Here is a 23327-nt window from a genome sequence, read left to right on the forward strand (position 1 = left end):
ATTAATCACATGAACTTTAGATATAAATCTTATATAATCATCGGTTTTGCTACACTCTGCTTAACTGCCTGCGTAACTAAAAAGTATGAACGTCCGGCATTAAACAGCAATGACCTTTATCGCGACAACACTGGCACCGATACTGCGACTATTGCCAATTTACCCTGGAAAACCTTATTCGCTGATGCCACTTTACAAACTTTAATTCAACAAGGCTTAAATGAAAATCTAGATTTAAAGCAGGCGATAGAACGTATTAAAATTGCTGAAGCTGCATTAAGATTAAGTAAAGCAGCTTTTTTACCAAGCTTAAGTGCTGATCTATCTGTAACAGATACTAAACAATCAAGAGCTGCTTTAAACTTCCCTCCTGGAATAAATATCAATACCGAGACTCAAACATACAAGGCTCAATTGAGTACAAGTTGGGAAGCGGATATCTGGGGTAAACTTAGCAGCGCTAAAAGGTCAGCATATGCTTCGTTACTACAAACAGATGCTGCAAAAAGGGCCGTGCAAACGCAACTTATAGCCAACATTGCCAATACTTATTACAACTTACTTGCATTGGATAAGCAACTAGCTATTACTGAACAAACTGTAAAAATAAGGGAAACAGATGTTGAGACTATGAAATCTTTAAAAGAAGGAGCAATAGTGAATGGTGCTGCTGTTGTACAAAGTGAAGCAAACTTATATGCAGCCCAAGTAACTATTCCTGATCTTAAAAAAGGGATAAAAGAAACAGAAAATGCACTTAGCATTCTTTTAGGAAAAGGGCCAGGTAGTATTACCCGTACTACTTTAGATGAGCAACAACCGTTTAATAATTTGCAAGCAGGTGTATCTTCTCAACTATTACAAAACAGACCAGATGTGCAGTCCGCAGAATTTGCATTCAGAGCTGCATTTGAAAATACAAATACGGCGAAAACGTACTTCTACCCTGCTTTAACTTTAACTGCCAACGGAGGATTATCAACTCTTGATCTGAAAAACTTCTTTGACCAGTCCATCTTTTATAACTTAATTGGAGGTATTACACAGCCAATTTTTAATAAAGGACAAAATAAAGCAAGGTTAAAAACTGCCCAGGCTCAACAACAACAAGCATTTTACGGATTTCAACAAACACTTTTAACTAGTGGACAAGAAGTTTCAAATGCATTATTTGCATACCAAACTGCTGCAGAAAAAGAAACAACCAGAGCAAAGCAAATTGCATCGCTTACTAAAGCTGTAGACTACACAAAAGAATTACTTCGTTATAGCTCTGCAACTAATTATACCGATGTTCTAACTTCTGAGCAGAGCCTACTGGCGGCACAGTTAAATAGTACAAATGACAGACTTCAAAAACTTCAATCAATTGTTAATTTATACAAGGCCTTAGGTGGCGGTTGGAAATAGCAATCAAATTGATTAATATTACGGAAACCTGCATGGGTTTATTATTTTAGAATAATATACTCATGCAGGTTTTTAGCGTTTAGATTCTGATGAAAATACTGATTGTTGAAGACGAAAAAACACTAGCGCTGGAAATGGCTGAATTTCTAGGCAAGGAAGGATACACAATTGAACATGCCTGGAAAAAGTCGACGGCTGAAGAAAAGATTTTTGTAAATTCTTATGACTTTATTCTACTTGACTTAGGGTTACCGGGTGGCGACGGTTTTGAATTACTCCATCAATTAAAGCAAATAGGTGGGCGTGAGGATGCTGTAATTATATTAACAGCGCGAGGTGATGTTGATGACCGCATTAAAGGTTTGGAAGCCGGTGCTGATGATTATTTGGCAAAACCCTTCTCCTTAACAGAGCTATTAGCGAGAATGCATGCTATTATCAGACGCAAGCATAAACTTGAAATGAATGAGATAAATATCCACAAGTTTACTTTAGACATTAAAAATCATAAAGTTTGTTTCAATGGAGAAAAGGTTAATTTGACGAATAAGGAATTTGAAATTTTCAACTATCTGGTATTAAACAAAAACAGAGTAATTTCCAGAGTAAACTTAACTGAACATGTTTGGGGAGATATTCTTGAAATCAATTCAGATTCGAACTTTGTTGACGTTCATGTTAAAAACTTACGTAAAAAACTATCTGCATATGCTCAAATAGAATGGTTTGAAACCGTTAGAAGTATTGGCTACAGAATCAACTTCTAATTTAGAATTTCATTCAAGCAATTCAATTATGAAATTACAATTTAAGCTTGCTTTATATAACACACTAACTAAGGTTGCAATTATCACCTTTCTAGGTATCTTGATCCTGGTATCCATAAATCACATTTCGGTAAAGCACCTTCAGCAACGATTAGTTCAAAAGAAAGCCAAATTTGTATCAAACCTTTCCACTGTTGAGATTAATGATTTACTTACCCAACAAAAAACCTTTACTGATTACAATTTACTTAAGGAAGAATACATTATTCTAAAAGAGGTTAAACAAAATAACAAACCACTTAAAAACCATTTTAGTCAAGAAGTTCGCAGTATTGAGGATATTGAGGAGGAGTATCAGATATTAACTACTGATCTGATGTTTGAAGGTAAAAGATACCAACTTGAACTAGGTGAAACTATGGCAGCAGTATCTCAATTGGAGCATACTATTTCGGTCTTCACATTTGTCATATTACTGGCAGCTGTTATCCTAACCTTAATAACCGACCTCGCTTTCACACAATTTTTACTTGCGCCATTTTATCGGATCATTGATCAAAAATTAAACCGGGTAAATGATCCGATCAACTTCAACTATAAACCCGTAAAAACCTCAACAGAGGATTTCAAAATATTGGATAAAAGCATCAGCATTTTAATGAATAAGATTGCTACTCTTTTTCTTACGGAAAAGGAATTTATAGCCAATGTGTCTCATGAATTACTTACACCAATCTCCATTTTAAGTACCCGATTAGAGAATTTGCTCAATGATGAGAAATTAACTCAGGAAGGTGAGAATAAATTATTTGCTTGTTTAAAAACACTAAGTCGATTAAAATCAATCATAAATAGTTTGCTTTTAATCTCTAAGGTTGAAAACAATCAGTTTAACAAACCGGATCAGATTTCAATAAAAGAAACAGTAACCGAAGTGTATGAAGAATTAGAACACCGATTACTTATGAAGAAATTGGCACTAAGCATTAATCTTCCTGAAAATTATACTTTTACGGGTAATCGTTCATTACTCCACACTTTGATAAGTAATTTAGTTAGCAATGCCATTAAATATAATGTTCAGTCTGGCCGGATAAACATCTACGGCAGTAATGAACCTGATGGCTTTCATCTTTACATTGCCGATACTGGCCAGGGAATGAGTTCTGAGGAAGTTGAAAATGCTTTTATTCGTTTCGAAAAATTTCAGTCTAAAAAGGAGGATAGCTATGGTCTTGGTCTGGCAATAGCCAAAAGCATTGCAGCATTCCATCAAATTACAATAGCAATTAAATCTGAAAAAGATAAGGGTACAACAGTTGAGATTATCTTCCCTTTTTAACCCTCTCCTATCTTCATTAAATCTTCATGTTCACTTTGCAACTTTGATCTAACAATTAACACAAAATAATTTTAGACATGAAAAGAACAATCTTAGCGTTAGCATTAGTTGCAACAACTTTTGGCGCATTTGCACAAACTCCTACTGCTCAAAAACCAGCTACTCAAACAACTGCAGCTGCTCAAAAACCTGTAGCTCACAAAACCAGATCACATAAAAAAGCTACAGTTAAAAAAACCACCGCAGTTGTTGCTCCAAAACCAGCTGAAAATAAAAAATAAGGCAAATAATTAGGTTCAATAGTTTTGTCTAACCGTCTGTTCTATTAACAGGCGGTTTTTTTATATTTAAAACTTAAGCTCAGGATTGCCCTTTAGGTAAAGACGTAAAATTATCAATGCCTCATCTTTTAACTGTCGTACTCGCTCTTTACTGCGATTAAAAAGCACAGATATATCATCCAAAGTTCGTGCAGTTTGCCCTATTCCAAAAAACATTTTTAATATCATTTCTTGTCTAAAAGGTAATATCTTAAGAGTTTTATCTAAATCTATATTAAAAGATTCAAGCATTAAAGAGGCATCAGCAGTGGGCGAATTCTCGTCAGCTATAGTGTCAATTAAAGTATAACCCGTTTCATTGTTCGTCACCATATCCAAGGAATATGTCTTTTGCGAACTTAAAATACAATCAACTATTTTCTCTACCGAAAGTCCGGTTTCTTCACTAAGCTCCTGATAAGTTGGCAGTCTTTCATTCTTTTGCTCAAAGGCATTGATGGCCTTATTAATATTCAACAGGTTTAATATTTTATTCCCTGGCAGTCTTACTATGCGGTTACTTTCTTGTAAATATGTCCAGATATTTTGGCGAATCCACCAAACGGCATAGGAAATAAATCTAAAACCTCTAGTTTCATCAAATCTTTCAGCAGCATATATAAGTCCTATATTCCCAGCACTAATTAAATCGGTCAGTGGAAGCCCTTTACCTTGAAATGTCTTTGCTATGGAAACTACAAAACGAAGATTTGCCCTAATCAATTTATCTCTGGCTCCCTCCATATTTTCCCTAATTTTTTTCGCAAGCTCCCCCTCCTCATCCGGGCCAATCAAAGGAATTCTATTTATATCATTCAGGTATAACGATAGCTCTCCTGAATCCCTGTTTAAAATAGACTGGGTGATCATTAGTCGTCTCATATTGTATTTGATTTTAATTTAAAGCTCTTAAATTGATCCTTACTCATAAAGTCGGTCATACATTCCACCAAAGCCTCTACACCTGAAATTTCCATAGCATTGTATAGTGAAGCCCTAAAGCCACCGATGGAACGATAACCATTAATACCTAGTATCCCCCTGCTTTCTGTGAAATTCAAAAACTCGTTCTCCCGCTCTCTATTGTACATTTTAAAAGTCACGTTCATTCTGGATCTATCAGGGTTATCTGCCAATCCATAGAAATAGTCACTGCTATCAATTACATCATAAAGTAGGTTTGCCTTGGCTATATTATTTTGCTCCGCTTGTTTTACTCCACCTATTCCCTTTAACCAACGCAAATTCAGCATCGCAACATAAATAGAAAATACAGGAGGAGTATTAAACATTGAATTATGCGCTTCATAAATGCGGTAGTCGGACATTGAAGGAATTAAATTTTCAATGCGCTGCAGAAGCGCTTTTTTAACAATAACGAGTGTTAGTCCAGCTGGACCTATGTTTTTTTGAGCACCTGCATAAATCAGGTCAAAATCAGCAACATTAATTTGCCTACTAAAAATATCAGAGGACATATCACACACCACTGGCACATCTGTTTCAGGAAAAGTAAAAATTTCTGTTCCTTCAATAGTGTTATTTGAAGTACAATGAAAATAGGCAGAGTCGCCAGGAATGTAATAATCATAAGGGATATGGTCATAATCGCTATCCTTAGAACTAGCAACAATATGGACGGGGCCAAATAACCTAGCTTCTGCTATAGCTTTCAAAGAAAAATATCCCGTATCCAGGTAGGAAGCTCTTTTATGCTGTTGCATTAGGCACATGGGTACCATAGAGAACTGAGTACTAGCCCCTCCTTGCAAAAATAAGATACTATAATTATCTGGTACAGCTAAAAGTTCTCGAACAAGACTCTGGCATTCATGTATTACATTTTCAAATTCTGATGATCGATGTGAAATCTCCAGAATACTTATCCCTGTTCTATTATAATCTTTAACAGCATCAGAAGCCCCATTTAAAACAATATCGGGTAAAATACATGGACCTGCCCCAAAATTATACTTTTTATTAGCCATTGCGGTTTATATTGGTACCCGCAAAAGTCGGAAGCAGTTTTTTGAAAAAAGCGTTTGGAATAAAGTTCAGTAAACTCTCCTATATTAAGAAGATAAACCAAATCTTATTGGCTCTACCAAACTAATTCTAGCATTAGCCAAATATAATTCTTAGGTGAAAATAGAATCTGCGTTTAAAGTTTTACTACAGTGGAACTTCTGACATTTAAAACAGTAGGTAATACAACTTCAATCTGCTGTTCTTCATCACTCTTTGAACTACCCAATCTCTTTAACAAAATTTTCATAATATTCTCAGCAATCTCCTCAAGAGGCTGAGCTACAGCTGTAATTGGGGGTGCAGAGAATTCTAACAATTCAAAATCATCAAAAGACAATAGCGCAATATCATCAGGAATTTTTAAACCAAGCTGCTGAATAGCTCTTAAACCTGCCATGGTAATATAGTTGGTAGCACATATAATAGCATCAAGCCCCTTTTCCTCCTTTAAGAAATCTGCAACGTCATGAATTAATTCAGATGAAGAACCGTAAGTTAATTTTTTAACGCATGATTTTAACCCCTCCGATTTAACAGCATCTTCATAACCACTCAACCTATCAAGCATTTGCTGCTCAATTGTATCTATTGTTATAAATCCTATATTTCTATATCCCTTGTCTTTTAAGTGTTTAACGGCATTAAAAGTACCTTGATGGTTATTGATAATTACAAAATCAGCTTTTATATCAGGAAAATATCTATCAAACAAAACAACAGGTTTTCTACTCATGGTTAAAGATTTAACTTCATCTTCCAACCCATTCGGAAGGGCTATAATATATCCATCAACATGCCTATCCTGAAAAATCTGCAGTAATTCCTGAGCTTTTGTCTTGTTATTTCTTGTGCTACTATAAATGATTTTATAACCATTTTGAGATGCCTTTTCATCAATAAATCTTGCAATACCAGAGAAAAATGGTTCTGAAATATCGTCAACTAAAAAGCCAATAATATTGGTTTTTCCAGTACGAAAACTTTTGGCCAAGGCATCAGGCTTATACCCCAATTCCTCAACAAGTTCTAAAACTTTTTTAGTTAAAGGTTCACTAATTCTCTTCTCCTTAGCTTTACCATTTACCACAAAAGAAACTGTACTGATTGAGATGCCTAATAATTTGGCGATATCTTTAATTGAAACCTTTTTTTCCATTAGTTTAATTCCGTATTAATCCTGCAATATAGTAATTCAGCGGTTATTTCCTACTCATCAATTAAAGCTATGTATGCACATGTCTAAACTTGTATAAAAATGTATAATTATGTTTCACCTAAATGCAGAATCAACAATTATTTATCCCTGTTTTCCTCATAAAACATCTATTTCTTAAGAGACATCTTATCAAAATTATAAAATTCTTGAAATCACACAAATTAGATTAATTCTAAATAAATTTTGATTATAAATAATTAGGCGCTTACTTTGCATTTAATTAGAATTAATCCAAATAAACAAACAAAAAAATAAATGAATAATCTTAGAGTAGTTAATTTACTTATAACGCTTCTATTCCTCTCCGTTAGCGCTATTGCACAACAAACTGGCAGCATTAGCGGAAAGATCACCACATCAGATGGACATAATGCTGCATTTGTATCCGTTAAATTAATTGGAAAGCCTTTTGGGGCTACCACAAATGAAAACGGCAACTATGAAATCAAAAAAGTAAATACTGGAAAATATACCATAAGGGTATCGGCTATTGGCTTAAGCCCTCAAGAAAAAACAGTAGAGATTACAGAATCGGGAAATACTATCGTTGATTTTGTATTGAGAGAAGACCTTAGTACATTGGAAGAAGTAAACATATCTACAAATGCCAAAAGATACAAAGTAGACCAACCTTCATCTTCTTTAAGATTAAACCAACCTTTATTAGAAATTCCTCAAAACATTCAAATTGTCAACTCCTTAACTTTGGCAGATCAGCAGGTAATTAGCATGAGCGATGGACTTATTCGCAACGTAAGTGGTGCGGTTAGACTTGAGCACTGGGGTGATTTGTATACCAACATTACCATGCGTGGGTCCCAAATACAAGCATTGCGCAATGGCTTTAACGTGGTAAGTTCTTACTGGGGTCCTCTTACGGAGGACATGAGTTTTGTTGATCACATTGAATTTGTAAAAGGCCCTGCTGGCTTTATGGTTTCAAACGGTGATCCTGCAGGTTTGTATAATGTAGTCACTAAAAAACCAACTGGTCAGGAAAAAGGCGAACTTTCATTAACTACCGGAAGTTTTGGTTTGTACCGTGCAACCGTTGATCTGGATGGCAAATTAAGTAAAGATGGTAAATTACTATACCGCTTAAATTTAGCCGGTCAAAACAAAAAATCATTCAGAGATTATGAATCAAATAACCGCTACAGCATTGCCCCTGTTATTTCTTACCAAATAGATGATAAAACAAAGTTTACTGCTGAATATACCCTCCAACATGCTGCCATGACCAATGTTGGTTCATTTTACGTATTTGCTACCGATGGGTATGCTAAACTGCCTCAAAATTTCACACAAGTAGCACCTGGATTGCCCCTAACCAAAATTAATGACAATAGCTTATTTCTAAATCTTACGCATGAGCTAAACAATAATTGGAAAATAACAGCTGCCGCTTCATATTTTAACTACCAGCAAAATGGCTCTTCAATGTGGCCAACTAGGGTAAATGATAATGGCACACTAATACGTAATGCAAGCATATGGGATGCAAAAAGTGAAATGACCATGGCCCAAGGTTTTATTAATGGCAATGTAACTACTGGTCCAATTAAGCACAGAATTCTTGGTGGATTTGACATAGGTACCAAAAACTATTTCGCAGACTGGGGTCAATCACATGACCTTGACACAGAGGCTTTGCCTTTTGACAACAACAATCCTAATTATGGCGTACCTTCAAACGGTTTCCCTAAATTTGATCGCACACAAAATCTCGAAGCACGCGCCACAACAGCGGGAGGTGTTATCTCTCAGGAATATTCTAGTTTATATGCGCAAGATGAATTAGGTTTTGCAGACAATAAATTAAGAGTAACCCTCGCTGGTAGATACACCTATGTTAAACAATTTTACTTTGGCAGCACAACTGGTAAAAAGTTCACTCCACGCTTTGGTGCAAGTTATTCAATTGACAATCAAACATCAATATATGGTTTATATGACCAGGCATTTATACCGCAAGCAGCAGCTAAATTGGTAAGTGGTGGTGAGGTTAAGCCTATTACTGGTAATAATTTAGAGTTCGGTATTAAAAAAGACTGGGGCAAAAATGGCAACTGGAACACGACATTAGCTGTGTACCGTATTATTAAAAATGGCGAAGCCAGTGCTACGGTAAACAGCTCACCAACCAACCCTGAAAGCTTTTTACTTGGACAAAAAAGATCCCAAGGAATTGAATTCGACCTTCGTGGCGAAATCATACCCGGTTTAACCTTAACAGCAAATTACGCCCTTACTGATTCCCGCGTAACAAAAGTGGGTAGTGATGTACCTGAAAGTATGAATATAAATAAAGGAGATATCGTTCCTGGGTACGCTAAACATACTACCAATGCCTGGTTAAGCTACAAGTTACAAAACGGAGCATTAAAAGGTACAGGCATATCAGCTGGATTTACTTACTTGGCCGATCGTGAAACAGATTCCTGGAGTGAGTCGGATGTGCGTTTAGCTGATTATTTTAAAGTCGACGGCGGCTTATTTTGGGAAAACAGTAAGCTGAGATTGAATGCTAATGTTTTTAATGTACTTAACAAGTATTTGTACACCGGTTCATATTACAGTTGGCTAAAAACGTTCTATTGGCAAGCAGAAGCACCAAGAAATTATAGACTTAGTTTATCTTATAAATTTTAAACTTTAGGTTAAATTGAATAAAAAGAAAAACAGATTCAAATATTGGATCGGACAAATACACTTATGGCTCGGATTAACATCCGGGCTATTTGTATGTTTTCTAGGCATCACAGGCTGCATACTCGCCTTTGAACGTGAAATAGAAAACGTTACCCAACCATATCGTTTCGTAGAAATCCAAAACAAGCCTTTTATTGAGCCTTCTAAATTAAAATTGATTGCTGACAAGACTGTTCCAGGCAAACATGCACATAGTGTTAGCTATGAAAAAGGAGCCTCCACACGTGTAGTCTATTTTGCCGAAAACCCTGAATATTATTGGATCGTATTTCTTAACCCTTACACTGGAGAGGTACTTAAGGTTAAAAATATGGACGATGATTTCTTCAGAATAATGATCATGGGTCACTACTATCTATGGCTCCCACCAAACATTGGTCAGCCACTTCTAGCCAGTGCTACTTTAATGTTTTTCTTTCTATTAATTTCCGGATTGATTTTATGGTGGCCAAAAAACAAAGCCGCCAGCGCGAAAAGATTTACTATTAAATGGAATGCCAAATGGAAAAGGGTAAACTACGATCTGCACAACGTGTTTGGCTTTTACATGACATGGATCCTTATTTTTATCGCCTTTACAGGCTTGGTTATGGGTTTTCAATGGTTTGCTAAATCAAGTTACTGGATAGCCTCTGGAGGTAAAACGCTGAACCAGTTTGAGGAAAGCTTCTCAGATAGCACATTGGTTAACTCTGCCATTGGACGTAAGCCTGCTATTGATATTTTATGGGCTAGAACGTTAGGCAATATGCCTGGATATACTGGAGGTTTGGAGGTACATGTTCCTGAAAACAAAAAATCGGCAATCGAAATTGCAATAAATCCGGATACAGACACCTACTGGCAGGCAGATTTCTTGTACTACGACCAATATACGTTAAAAGAAATAGAGGTTAAACATGTATACGGAAAACTCGCTAATGCCAGCTTTGCAGATAAGATGATGAGAATGAATTATGACATTCATATTGGCGCAATAGCCGGATTACCAGGAAAGATAATGGCCTTTGCAGCCAGCCTTGTTGCTGCAAGTTTGCCTATAACCGGCTTTCTTATTTGGCGTGGACGTAAAAAGAAAAGTAAAAAATCACTCACATAGTAATAGCTTGTTTAGACCAGAACTGATAAAAATGGCCTGTTTATCAGTTCTGGTCTAAACAAGCAATACTTGAACAAATCTTTAACCTTAAACTCTTTGTACATTTTTTCCTAATTTGCATATCTAAATGCAAAATCATGGTACAAGTTGCACTGCTGTTAACTAAAAAATATCGACTACTTAGTATCGCTGCTATTTTAGATGTTTTTGATACTGTAAATAATTACTATAAATCCAATGGCAAGGATGCTATTTTTAATCTCAATCTATTCTATATAGGAGATTACACCAATGAAGTAGCCACCTTTGAGAAATATATTCCCAAACTTTTAACTGCAACAGATAAGCAAGACATCGTGCTAATACCTGCCTTTGATACCGGAGAAATAAGTCTCTCATTAAATGAGAATGTTGAATTTTTACCATGGCTGCAACATCAATACAAAAAGGGCGCTGAAATTGCTAGCTTCTGCACTGGGGCTTTCTTACTTGCTGCCAGCGGTTTGTTAAATGGCAAACAAGCTACGACACACATTAATGCCAGTACAGCATTTGCTTCTTATTTTCCTGATGTAACATTTAAACCGGATGCGGTAGTTACCCACGATACAAGAATTTATACCAGTGGAGGAGCAACAAGTAGTTTCCATCTGTTACTGCGCTTAATTCATAATTATTGTAATAGGGATGTAGCGGTACGTGTGGCTAAAATATTTTCAATTGATATGAACCGCGATCAGCAAAGCCATTTTGGTTCATTTACCCCTATACGTGATCATGGAGATGACTTGGTGTCGAAAATACAACACTGTATGGAAAACACCTACAGCGAGCCAATAACCATTGAAGATATACTGAAACAAATCCCATCAAGTAGACGTAACATTATACGTAGGTTTAAACATGCCACAGGAAATACACTAATTGAATACCTGCAGAAAACCAGGATAGAGGCAGCAAAAAAACTGCTTGAACAAACAAACCAAAGTATTATGGAAGTTATGCTAAACTCGGGGTATAATGATCTTAAAACCTTTAGGCAGCTGTTCAAAAAGAATTCAGGAATGCCACCTAAAGATTATCGTGATAAATTTAAAGTGCGGGCTGCATAGCTTGAACAGGGTTTACCTTTTTAGGCTTGCGTTTCTTTTTCAGTTTATTAAGCCATATTAATGTACCGGTAACTGGCAATGTGGTAGCAACTAAGCATGCAAAGAAATAGATTATCTTGGTAAACATACCATAAACATCACCTAGATGCAATGCTTTAATTGACCCTGAAACCCTCTCGTTAAAAGGCTTATCCTTAAATACGTCTACTTTTAAAACTCCGGCAGTATATTGATCAAGCAATAACTTATCCCCTGCTGAAGGAGCAAAAAAACCTGTACGATTCTTGGTAATGGCAATTGCTGAAAGAGAATCTTTTGGCAACGAAACCAAATAATCACCGGTGTAAGGAAGTACTTCCTGAGCTTTATCTATATATTCAGCTATACTTAATGATTTAGCATTCTCAGCGTTGATTTTTGAAACTGGATCAGCAGGAGGTTCAAATCCTTCAGGCTGATAAGTACCCAATGTTTTTCTTAACGCTTCTCTATACCAAGGAAACGACCATTGAGGTCCGGTAATACCCATCAAAAACAAAAATATGCAGGCATAAAAACCTAAACTATTATGCAAATCGTGATTGGTTCTTTTCCAACTTCCGCTCCATTTCACTTTTAAACCCTGTCTCCATGCTTTCATCTTTTGAGGAAACCAGATTACAATTCCTGTTATTACTCCTAATGTGAAAAGGATCGTAGCTGTACCTGAAATATAGCTACCTAGTTTGCGGTTTTCTAACTCACCGAACAATGGTTTCTCTATTTTATCTAGTAGTAGCCATCTGTGCAAACTAAACATAGTTTTCATAAATTCTCCTGTTGCAGTTTTTGCTTCAGAAACATTACCAAGTACTTCTCCTGTATATTGATTTACTGCAAAGGCTGATGGGCGTTTTCCTTCTCCTGGTCCATCTTTTCCTTTACCACCTTTCTTTTTATCTTTTGAAGGAGGTCCTGATAATTCAGCTGCTCCTTTTTTCCTATCTCCTCCGTCCTTTTTTCCTTCTCCATCTTTATCTTTCATCTTAACCATAAACTGATACGTCTTGTTAGGATCAGCCGGTATTTTAACAGAGGTGACCTTACCACCGGTACTCGCTTTAACTCTTGCCATCAATGCCTCCATTTGCATTGGTTTAGCTCCTTTGCCCTCTACTTTATATAATTCAGGTGAAGCCATTTCCTTAAGTTCAGTATTGAATACATAGATAGTACCACTTAAACAAATAAGAATTACAATGATACCACTGGCTAAACCTAGCCAAAGGTGAATGTCGTTAAAGAATTTGCGTGTTTTTTGCCAGGCTGTTTTAGTTCTCCCTTGTTTCATTTACTGTAAGAATTGATGGTGTTTTCTGCAAAAGTAAAATAAATTTACAATTATTTAGACTACTTCTAAATACTTATTTGTAACTAAAGTACTACCACGACTGAACATTACATATATATATCGTTAAATTTAAATACCGTGATAATATCACCACAATCTGTTCTAAATCAACAACATTTATCAAAAAAATCTTTTCTTTAAAAATATTAATTATTATCTTTGCCGTCCCTAACGGGAAAAGGAGATTTAATTTTAATGGCTAAAAAACAAGTAGCAGAAAAAGAACTAGAGGCTAAAACAGCTGAACTTCAAGGCGCAGACGCTCGTCTTGCTGAAAAAGAAACCATTGAATCAGAAGCTGATTCAGTGTCGATCGAACAGATCAAATCATCGTTAGCAACACCTGATCAAGATTTTGACTGGGATGCTGATGATAAAGTTTTCGGAAAATACTCTGATGAAGACCGTAAAAAGTTTGAAGACATGTATACCGATACTTTCAATCAAATCACTCAAGGTGAAATCATTAGCGGTACTGTTGTTTCAATAAACAACAAGGACGTGGTATTGAACGTTGGATTTAAATCAGACGGTTTAGTATCTACTTCTGAATTCCGTGATACACCTGATTTGAAAGTTGGCGATAAAGTTGACGTTTTCGTGGAAGCCCCTGAAGATGCTAACGGCCAATTAATCTTGTCTCGTAAAAGAGCTAAAACTCAGAGATCATGGGAAACTATCAATGAAGCCCTTGACAATGACAGAATCATCAACGGATTTGTTAAAAGCCGTACTAAAGGTGGTCTTATCGTTGACATTATGGGTGTTGAGGCTTTCTTACCAGGTTCTCAAATTGACATCAAACCTATCCGCGATTACGATGTATACGTGGGTAAAACAATGGAATTCAAAGTTGTTAAGATCAACCACGAGTTTAAAAACGTAGTTGTATCTCATAAAATCTTAATTGAAGACGACTTAGAAAGCCAAAAAGTTGAGATTGTATCTAAACTTGAAAAAGGTCAGGTTCTTGAAGGAACAGTTAAAAACATCACTGACTTCGGTGTATTCATCGATTTAGGTGGCGTTGATGGTTTACTTCACATCACTGATATTTCTTGGGGCCGCATAGAGCATCCAAAAGAAGTATTGAGCTTAGACGAAAAAATCAATGTTGTAGTTCTTGACTTTGATGACGAGAAAAAACGTATTGCATTAGGATTAAAACAATTAACACCTCACCCTTGGGAATCTTTAGATGCTAACTTAGCTGTTGGTTCTAAAGTTAAAGGTAAAATTGTTACTGTTGCTGATTACGGTGCTTTCCTTGAAATCATTCCTGGTGTTGAAGGTTTAATTCACGTATCAGAAATGTCTTGGTCTCAAAACTTACGCAGCCCTCAGGAATTCCTGAAAGTTAGCGACGAAATCGAAGCTGAAGTTTTAACTTTAGATAGAGACGAGCGTAAAATGAGCTTAGGTATTAAACAATTAACTCAAGATCCTTGGCAAAATGTTGCTGAAAGATATCCTATCGGAAGCAAACATACTGCTGTAGTTAAAAACATGACTAACTTCGGTGTATTTGTTGAAATCGAAGAAGGTATTGATGGTTTAATCCATATCTCTGATCTTTCTTGGTCTAAAAAAGTTAACCACCCTAACGAATTCACTAAAGTAGGTGATACATTAGACGTAGTTGTTCTTGAATTAGATGTTGAAAGCCGCAAATTAAGCTTAGGCCACAAACAATTAGAAGAAAACCCTTGGGATACTTTCGAAACTATCTTTACTGTAGATTCAATCCACCAAGGAACTGTTGTTAAAGTAACTGATAAAGGTGCTGTTATTGCTTTACCATATGGTGTTGAAGGTTTCGTACCTACTAAGCACATGGCTAAAGAAGATGGTACTACTATCAAAGCTGAAGAAACTAATGATTTCAAAATCATCGAGTTTAACAAAGATGCTAAACGTATCGTTGTTTCTCACGCCCGTATCTGGGAAGAGGCTAAAGCTGAAGCTGTTGCTGAAGAAAGAGCTACTAAGAAAAAAGAAGCTAAAGCATCTAGCAGTGCAGTGAAAAAAGTTAAAGATTCAGTTGAAAAATCTACATTAGGTGATTTAGGCGTGCTTGCACAATTAAAACAACAAATGGAAGGTGAAGAGAACAAAGCTAAAAAAGGCTAGTTCCATTTAACTTTATATAATTTAAGAGCCCCTCAAAATTTGAGGGGCTTTTTTTTGCATTAATATTTGGGCACTTATTTGTTACTTTTGAGCAACACACATTACACCTCCTACTATGAGAATAATCCTATGCTTATTTTTGTTTATAATTCTCACTTTTAAACTAAATGCTCAGGACATAATACCCGCTCCTGTTGAGATGAATCCAGGGTCATCCCCTAATGAGAAATTCAGTATAAATAAGAACATGGTCATCTTTATTAATACCATTGAAGCAAAGCCTTCTGCACAGTTCTTATCAGATTACATCTATAAATATTATAACCTAAGACTTCCTATAGTTACTGAACTAATGAAAATTGGTCCCCGGCGATCGATAAATTTAATTATAGACCGCGAATTATATCCCAATCCTGACAAGTACTCTGTTTCTGTCCTTTCAACTACAATAAACGCAGGCTCTCCTTCTCCTCAGGGCATTTTCTACGCTGTACAAACTATTATACAGCTCTTGCCATCATCACCCGTTAATACTGAAAAACTAGATGTTTCCACTGTCGAGATTATTGATTATCCTCGTTTCGCTTACAGAGGCATGCATCTTGATGTAAGCAGACATTTTTTTGATGTCAACTTTGTTAAGAAATATATTGATTATCTGGCACTCCATAAATTAAACTACTTCCATTGGCACCTTACTGATGATCATGGCTGGCGTATAGAGATAAAAAAACATCCTAAGCTTACAGAAATTAGTGCATGGCGTAATGGAACTATTATCGGTCTCTATCCCGGGACAGGCAATGATAAAATAAGATACGGAGGGTATTATACACAAGAGGAAGTTAAAGAGGTAATAAAATATGCAGCAGACAGATACATTACCATTGTTCCTGAAATTGAAATGCCTGGACATAGTATGGCAGTTTTAGCAGCTTACCCTGAATTTGGAACTACTCCGCGTACCCCAACTCAAGTTGCTCAAACATGGGGAATCTTCAATAAATTTAATAATGTATTGCAACCAACAGAAAAAACATTTGCCTTTTTGGAAGAAGTACTGACTGAAGTAATGGAGCTATTTCCTTCTCCATACATACATATTGGAGGAGATGAATGTTCAAAAATCTGGTGGAAACAATCTGCATTTGCTCAAAAACTGATTAAAGAAAAAGGATTGAAAAATGAAAATGGGTTGCAAAGTTATTTTATACATAGAATGGAAAAATTTGTAAACAGCAAAGGAAAAACTATTATCGGATGGGACGAAATTCTAGATGGTGGCCTTGCTCCTAATGCCATTGTAATGAGCTGGCGTGGAGAGAAGGGTGGGATTGCAGCAGCAAAGCAACAACACAAAGTAATTATGACTCCTGAAAATTCGATGTACTTTAATCATGCCCAATTTATGAAAGATGACTCACTAACGGCAGCAAGATTTTTACCATTAAAAACTGTATATGACTATGAACCTGTACCCGCAGAACTTACTACCAAAGAAGCTGAATATATTTGGGGTGCACAGGGAAACCTGTGGTCGGAATATATTGCTAACCCAGCGAAAGCTGAATACATGCTTTTCCCTAGATTAGATGCACTTAGTGAAGTTTTATGGAGCCCGAAAAACAAACGCAATTATGTCGATTTTAAGAAAAGGCTAAACACTCAATTTAAGCGTTACAACCTATTAAAGATAAATTATAGTAAAAGGTACGTAAATAAGTAAAGGTAAGTTTCAATTAATTTTGTGATTACCTGTTACAGTTATATCTTTAAGTAAATTAATGCCTTATATGGAATACCATACTAACTCATGTCCTTGTTGTAATAACAAGCCTGAACCCTCCGATTTATTTTGTAATGGATGCGGTTTCCCCCTCCAAGGAACTCAACAGGAACAAGACTTTTTTTATTCTGAAAGGAATGCCAAAGAAATCGATCTAGCAGATTTAAATAACAATGTTGAATCTGCCCGAAAATCGCTGTACTGGATTGCAGGACTTAGTGTAATATCATTTTTAATTGGATACTTTACAGCTAAAGACGAACATGATAAATTTGCTATTCTATTTACCTCAGTAATACTTATAGGAGCCTTTTTAGTTTTTGGCATATGGAGTAAAACCAAACCAACAGTAGCTCTGATATCGGGGTTATCACTTTATGTGATTATCCATATTTTAAATGCCATTGTTGATCCAAATACAATATTTTCGGGCGTTATTTTAAAGGTGATCATTATTGTTTACTTGATAAAAGGGATTAGATCAGTTTTAGAAGTCGACAAACTAAAAAAAGAACTGAACATCAATTAATTGGAAAAGCAGGAAATTCAGCAAATAGAATGCAGCCATTGTGATGGTTTAATATCAATCAACAATAAATATTGCAGCATTTGTGGTAAAGAGCAGAAAAAAGACCAAACCCTTATAGACTCTAGAAAATGGCCCGGACTTAAACAGATCGGGTTATTTTTTGGTATAGAGCTTATCTGCTGTATCGCAGTATTGTCGACAGATAATTTCGATATATCTAAAGCAATTCTCTTTGACATAATATTGGCAGGAACAGCGATGCTGTTCTTTTCTTATAACTGGAAGGAGAATATGCATCTGTTAAAATGGCCAAATTTTTCCCTTAAAAAAACTATTGTCTGCATTATAATAAGCATTGCTGCATCTATTTTAGTTCAATTTCTTGTTGAGCATTTAAACCAATTACTTTTCAATACAGATTACTCCTTTTACAGCATATATAAACCACATAAATACGGCAAATATATCATGATTATTTCAGTTGCTTTATTCCCTGCATTATTTGAAGAACTAGCTTATCGGGGCTATCTGATGCAAAAGTTGCTTACTATCGTAGACAAAAAAGAAGCTATATACATCACCTCAATTTTATTCTTTTTTATGCATCTCAGCATGATATCATTTTTCTGGATGTTGCCATTTTCCATTGTTCTGGCTCATATAAGAATTAGAGAAAATACACTTTGGTATGGAATTATAATACATTTCACGTTTAATCTCACGGCATGTATGATGGAGATTTTAGCTTTTGATGTCCCGATATAAGTAAAAATCTAGAATATTTTCAAAAAGCTTGCGTAGAGGTTTGCTGTTACAACTTTTTGGCTATATTTGTGCAACTATTAAGTCAATGCAAAAGAGAACCCTGCTAGACGGACAAAAATTCCAGATCACAATTAAGCGACTTTGTCACCAATTAATTGAGAATCACATCGATTTTTCTAATACTGTTTTAATAGGTATACAACCAAGAGGTAGTTACTTTGCCGACAGGGTACAACAAGAGCTTTCCCAAATCCTTAAGAAAACCAATATTAAAAAAGGCAATTTAGACATTACTTTTTTTAGAGATGACTTTAGGAGAAAGGACGGAATAGTTTCAGCAAACAGCAATACCATAGATTTTATAATTGAAGGCCAAAATGTTATCCTAATAGATGACGTATTGTGGACAGGCAGAACTATTAGGGCTGCTATGGATGCATTGTTGGCTTATGGCAGACCTGAAAAGGTTGAGCTAATGGTGTTAATTGACAGGCGTTTTTCCAGACAACTACCTATCGAACCAGATTATATTGGTCAGCAGGTTGACAGCCTAAATTCTCAAAGAGTTAAGGTAAGTTGGAAAGAAACCGAAGGAGAAGACAAAGTTATCTTATTATCAGAAAGCAATAAATAGTATGGCAGTAGAGAAATTATCAACCCGACATCTTTTAGGTATCAAAGATATTAACCGGAATGATATTGAATTGATTTTTGAAACTGCAGATAATTTTAAAGATGTAATTAATAGACCGATCAAAAAGGTCCCATCTTTAAGAGATATCACTATTGCCAATATTTTCTTCGAAAACTCAACAAGAACCAAGCTTTCATTTGAACTAGCAGAAAAGAGACTTTCTGCAGATGTTGTTAATTTTGCAGCCTCTTCTTCCTCTGTAAGTAAAGGTGAAACTTTAATAGATACTGTTAACAATATCCTGGCTATGAAAGTGGATATGGTAGTGATGAGACATCCATATGCAGGCGCAGGACAATTTCTAAGTAAACATATCAAAGCACAAATCGTAAATGCCGGAGATGGCGCACATGAGCATCCAACCCAGGCTTTACTTGATGCTTTTTCTATTCGTCAGAAACTAGGTGATGTAGCTGGTAAAAAAGTGGTAATCGTTGGAGATATTCTTCATTCAAGAGTTGCTATTTCTAATATCTTATGCCTGCAAAAACTAGGTGCTGAGGTAATGGTTTGCGGACCAACCACTCTAATTCCCAAGCATATTCATAGTCTTGGTGTAAAGGTTGAACACGATCTAATTAAAGCACTTAATTGGTGTGATGTAGCAAACATGCTGCGCATTCAATTGGAAAGACAAGACATTAAGTACTTCCCTTCTTTAAGAGAATATGCTATGATGTATGGCTTAAATAAGCAGATTTTGGATAATCTAGATAAAGAAATCATTGTAATGCATCCAGGTCCAATTAACCGTGGTGTGGAGATTACCAGTGATGTTGCTGACAGCAAACAATCAATCATTTTAGAACAGGTTGAAAATGGGGTGGCAATTAGGATGGCAGTACTTTATCTACTTGCTTCTCAAAGATATTAACTTTCTTTAACAGCTTTTTTATACCATTTCCTTTTTCTGTTCGTTAAACCTGTGTTATCAACACATGTTAATTTCTTATGTAAAGAAGACACAATACTATATCTATATTAGTACCAACCATATTTGAAATCAGATGCAAAAAAAATACTTTTTTATTCCGCTGTTACTAGCAGGCGGTTTTACTGCAAGTTATGGGCAGTCGAGCCTACTAGTTAACCTCAATAAAAACTACCAAACAGGCCTTGAACTGCTTGACAATGAAAAATACGTTGCTGCAGCTCAGCAATTCAAACTAGTTGAACAACTTAGACAAAAACCAGGTACACAACAAGAGAGTAATTCTGAACTTTCTTTGCTAAAAGAAAATGCAAAATTCTACGCTGCCGTTTGTGCATTAGAATTAGGTAATAGTGATGCTGAGAGTTTGTTCCAAAATTTCATAAAAGATTACCCACTTAACTCTAATACAAAACTTGCCTATTTTCATGTAGGTAAATCTTATTTTGATCAGAAAAACTATAAGAAAGCATTAGAATGGTTTGAAAAAACAGATCCTTCTACGCTTTCTGGTAAACAGCGTTTAGAATATCAGTTTAAACAGGGTTACGCTTATTTTGTACAAAACGATATTGAAAAAGCAGAGCCATTATTTGAGCTTGTTAAAAAAGAGAAGTCTCCTTTTCAGGAAAGTGCTACTTACTATTTTGCATACATCAACTACCTGAACAAGGAATACAAAACTGCGCTAAGTAATTTTGAAAAGCTAAAAGGCTCTCCAACATATGAGTCTAGTTACCCATATTACATAACCTCGATGTACTATCTTGATGAAAGATATGATGATGTATTGGAATATGCTTTACCTATCCTTAAATCTTCTAAGCAACAGTATGAGGCTGAAATGTTAAGCCTTATTGCTGCTTCTTATTTTGCAAAATCCGATTTTGTAAATGCTGAAAAGTATTTTAAAGAGTTCTATACCAAAGATAAATCGAACGTTAAAAACAACCTGTTCATTTATCAGTATGGCTACTCATTATTTCAGTTGAAGAGATACCCTGAATCAGTTGCTATATTAGAGAAACTTGATACAGATGACATCTACCTTCAAAGCGGGATGTACACCTTAGGTCGCTCTTTCATTGTCCTAAAAAACAAAGAGAAAGCAAGAAGTGCTTTCTTCAGAGCATCGAGACTTGATTTTGATAAAGTAATTCAAGAAGAGTCGTGGATAAACTATGCCAGATTAAGCTATGAGCTTGACTTTAACCAACAAGCACTTGAAGCCACTCAAAATTTTTTAAAACAGTTCCCAACCTCACGTAAAATAAACGAAGCCAAAACCTTATTGGGCGAAATTCTATTGACCAGTAAAAACTATCAGGCAGCTATCGATATACTTGAGCCAATACAAAATAAGTCTCCAGAAGCTCAGGAAGCTTATCAAAAAGTAACCTACTTTAGAGGATTAGAATTTTATAATGAACGTGCATTCCCTAATGCATTGTCTATGTTTTTACGTTCTGAAAAATTCCCTGAAGACAAGGAAATACACGCATTAAGTACCTACTGGAAAGCTGAAGCTTCTTATGAATTAAGAAAATTTGGTGAGGCGGTTAAGCATTTCGAAACATTCCTTGGAATGCCAGGTGCAGATAAAACAGGTGTTTATAATTTTGCGAACTATGCACTTGCTTACGCTGCATTTGAAAATGAGAGCTACGGAAAAGCGGCTACCTATTTTGAACGCTTTTTAGGAGGCAATGATAAAGATCAAAAAACAGTTAATGATGCCATTATAAGACTGGCCGACTCTTATTTTGTTAATAAAAGCTACGGAAATGCACTTGTAAATTATAACAAGATCATTAATGCAAGATCTACCGGTGAGGATTATGCACTGTTTCAACGTGGTATGATCCAGGGATTGGAAAACCAAAATGAAGCTAAAATTGGAACCATGCAGGATCTACTTAAACAGTTCCCCAATTCTAATTACGCTGATGATGCAGGTTTCGAAACTGCTTATACTTATTTCAATATTGGGGACTTCGATAAATCAAGTACTGACCTTATTAGTTTAGTTAGCCAATATCCAAATAGTAGTTATGTTCCAAGAGCATTAGTTACTATTGGTCTTGTACAATACAATCAGGATAAAGATGATGAGGCATTAGAATCTTTCAAAAAAGTCATCAGAGATTACGCCAGCAGCGAAGAGGCTAAACAAGCGCTTGAATCTATTAAGAATATCTACGTTGATCGCGGTGACTCTCAAGGTTTCATTACTTATGCAAACTCAACTCCTCTTGGGAACTTCACTGAATCCGAACAGGATAATATTGTTTTCCAGGGGGCTAACAACCTTTATTTAAAAGGTGATTTTAAAGGTGCTTTTGAAGCGGTTAATGCGTATTTCGACAAGTATCCAAAAGCTATACATGACAAAGAGGCTAAGTTCGTAAGAGCTGAGTCTTTAGTTAAACTCGGTCGCCCTTTAGAAGCTGTTGCCGATTATGAGTACATTCTTAATGACTGGACAAGTGATTATACTGAACGATCATTAGTAAGTATCTCTCAGTTGTTTTTAGATCAGAAAAAATACAACGAAGCAATTGTTTACCTAAAAAGATTAGAAACAACAGCTGATTATAAAGTGCATTACAACTATGCCTTGAATAATCTACTAAAAGCTTACAGCGCTTTAAATATGCCGGATGATATGATTAAGTATGTTCAGCTTATTAAGGAGTCTGAAAAAGGCTCTGAAGAAGAAAAAAACAGTGCTGATCTATATGCCGGTAAAGCATATTTGTTAAAAGCTGATACTACCAGTGCAGTAAAAGCCTTTAATAATGTGGTTAGTAAAACTAAAACTCTGGCAGCTGCCGAATCTAAATACAATATCGCAGCCATTCAATACGCAAAGGGTGATTACAAAACTTCAACTAAAACATGTTTTGATCTGATTAATAACATGGCTTCTTATGACTATTGGGTAGCTAAATCATTCCTTTTATTGGCTGATAATTATGTAGCCCTGAAAGATAAGTTACAAGCTAAAAGCACTCTCTTAAGTATTATCGACAACTATGATGGTAAAGATGACATCGTTCCAACTGCTAAAGAGAAATTACAAAAAATTAAATAAGA

At 35.7% G+C, this 23327-nt stretch carries 18 protein-coding genes; 14 read left to right on the top strand and 4 right to left on the bottom strand.

The annotated features are described in order from the left end of the window. Positions 1-9 precede the first annotated feature (9 nt). From J1905_RS21130 to J1905_RS21145, 4 genes are all read left to right on the top strand, one after another. Positions 10-1410, top strand: a complete 1401-nt coding sequence (locus J1905_RS21130; protein WP_214229208.1) for an efflux transporter outer membrane subunit — start codon at positions 10-12, stop codon at positions 1408-1410. Between the two features lie 89 nt (positions 1411-1499). After that, the gene (locus tag J1905_RS21135; protein WP_214229209.1) at positions 1500-2177 is read left to right on the top strand and encodes a response regulator transcription factor; all 678 of its coding nucleotides are present in this window, start codon (positions 1500-1502) and stop codon (positions 2175-2177) included. Between the two features lie 28 nt (positions 2178-2205). Then, positions 2206-3519, top strand: a complete 1314-nt coding sequence (locus J1905_RS21140) for a sensor histidine kinase (protein ID WP_214229210.1) — start codon at positions 2206-2208, stop codon at positions 3517-3519. 77 nt (positions 3520-3596) lie between these two features. Further along, on the top strand, positions 3597-3800 hold the full coding sequence (locus tag J1905_RS21145) for a hypothetical protein (RefSeq protein ID WP_214229211.1): 204 nt from the start codon (positions 3597-3599) through the stop codon (positions 3798-3800). Between the two features lie 66 nt (positions 3801-3866). On the opposite strand, the gene J1905_RS21150 is transcribed toward J1905_RS21145, so the two are convergent. From J1905_RS21150 to J1905_RS21160, 3 genes are all read right to left on the bottom strand, one after another. Next, positions 3867-4721 (bottom strand): sigma-70 family RNA polymerase sigma factor, encoded by an 855-nt coding sequence (locus J1905_RS21150; RefSeq protein WP_214229212.1) that lies wholly within the window; start codon positions 4719-4721, stop codon positions 3867-3869. After that, positions 4718-5827: a 3-phosphoserine/phosphohydroxythreonine transaminase gene (serC, locus tag J1905_RS21155; protein ID WP_214229213.1), complete on the bottom strand. Its 1110-nt coding sequence runs from the start codon at positions 5825-5827 to the stop codon at positions 4718-4720. The genes J1905_RS21150 and serC overlap by 4 nt, the downstream gene beginning before the upstream one ends. A gap of 173 nt (positions 5828-6000) precedes the next feature. After that, positions 6001-7023 (bottom strand): LacI family DNA-binding transcriptional regulator, encoded by a 1023-nt coding sequence (locus J1905_RS21160; protein ID WP_214229214.1) that lies wholly within the window; start codon positions 7021-7023, stop codon positions 6001-6003. A gap of 315 nt (positions 7024-7338) precedes the next feature. Here J1905_RS21160 and J1905_RS21165 point away from each other — a divergent pair, with 315 nt between their 5' ends. The 3 genes from J1905_RS21165 (at position 7339) to J1905_RS21175 (ending at position 12006) form a co-directional block, all read left to right on the top strand. Next, on the top strand, positions 7339-9735 hold the full coding sequence (locus tag J1905_RS21165; protein ID WP_214229215.1) for a TonB-dependent receptor: 2397 nt from the start codon (positions 7339-7341) through the stop codon (positions 9733-9735). Between the two features lie 13 nt (positions 9736-9748). Then, a complete protein-coding gene (locus J1905_RS21170) occupies positions 9749-10894 on the top strand; it encodes a PepSY-associated TM helix domain-containing protein (protein WP_214229216.1) in 1146 nt (381 codons plus the stop codon). 137 nt (positions 10895-11031) lie between these two features. Then, positions 11032-12006, top strand: coding sequence for a GlxA family transcriptional regulator (locus J1905_RS21175; protein WP_214229217.1), 975 nt, complete (start codon positions 11032-11034; stop codon positions 12004-12006). Here the strand turns inward: J1905_RS21175 and J1905_RS21180 are convergent. Then, positions 11987-13336: a PepSY-associated TM helix domain-containing protein gene (locus J1905_RS21180; RefSeq protein ID WP_214229218.1), complete on the bottom strand. Its 1350-nt coding sequence runs from the start codon at positions 13334-13336 to the stop codon at positions 11987-11989. The two genes, J1905_RS21175 and J1905_RS21180, sit on opposite strands and share 20 nt — an antisense overlap. 255 nt (positions 13337-13591) lie before the next feature. Between J1905_RS21180 and rpsA the strand changes: the two genes are divergently transcribed. The 7 genes from rpsA to J1905_RS21215 all read left to right on the top strand — a co-directional run bounded on the left by rpsA (position 13592) and on the right by J1905_RS21215 (position 23325). After that, entirely contained in the window at positions 13592-15526 is a 1935-nt protein-coding gene (rpsA, locus tag J1905_RS21185) for a 30S ribosomal protein S1 (RefSeq protein WP_108206833.1), read from the top strand. Between the two features lie 115 nt (positions 15527-15641). Further along, positions 15642-17252 carry a beta-N-acetylhexosaminidase gene (locus J1905_RS21190; protein WP_214229219.1) on the top strand — a complete coding sequence of 537 codons (1611 nt, stop codon included), beginning with the start codon at positions 15642-15644 and terminating at the stop codon, positions 17250-17252. 67 nt (positions 17253-17319) lie between these two features. Beyond that, on the top strand, positions 17320-17841 hold the full coding sequence (locus tag J1905_RS21195) for a hypothetical protein (RefSeq protein ID WP_214229220.1): 522 nt from the start codon (positions 17320-17322) through the stop codon (positions 17839-17841). Further along, positions 17842-18606 (top strand): CPBP family intramembrane glutamic endopeptidase, encoded by a 765-nt coding sequence (locus J1905_RS21200; RefSeq protein WP_214229221.1) that lies wholly within the window; start codon positions 17842-17844, stop codon positions 18604-18606. A gap of 85 nt (positions 18607-18691) precedes the next feature. Continuing rightward, on the top strand, positions 18692-19240 hold the full coding sequence (gene pyrR / locus J1905_RS21205; protein ID WP_068891580.1) for a bifunctional pyr operon transcriptional regulator/uracil phosphoribosyltransferase PyrR: 549 nt from the start codon (positions 18692-18694) through the stop codon (positions 19238-19240). Between the two features lies 1 nt (position 19241). Next, positions 19242-20174, top strand: a complete 933-nt coding sequence (locus J1905_RS21210; protein ID WP_214229222.1) for an aspartate carbamoyltransferase catalytic subunit — start codon at positions 19242-19244, stop codon at positions 20172-20174. A 133-nt stretch (positions 20175-20307) separates the two neighbouring features. Continuing rightward, positions 20308-23325: a tetratricopeptide repeat protein gene (locus J1905_RS21215; protein WP_214229223.1), complete on the top strand. Its 3018-nt coding sequence runs from the start codon at positions 20308-20310 to the stop codon at positions 23323-23325. The last annotated feature ends 2 nt before the right edge of the window (positions 23326-23327 follow it).

This window comes from Pedobacter sp. B4-66 (assembly GCF_018492665.1).
GTDB lineage: Bacteria > Bacteroidota > Bacteroidia > Sphingobacteriales > Sphingobacteriaceae > Pedobacter.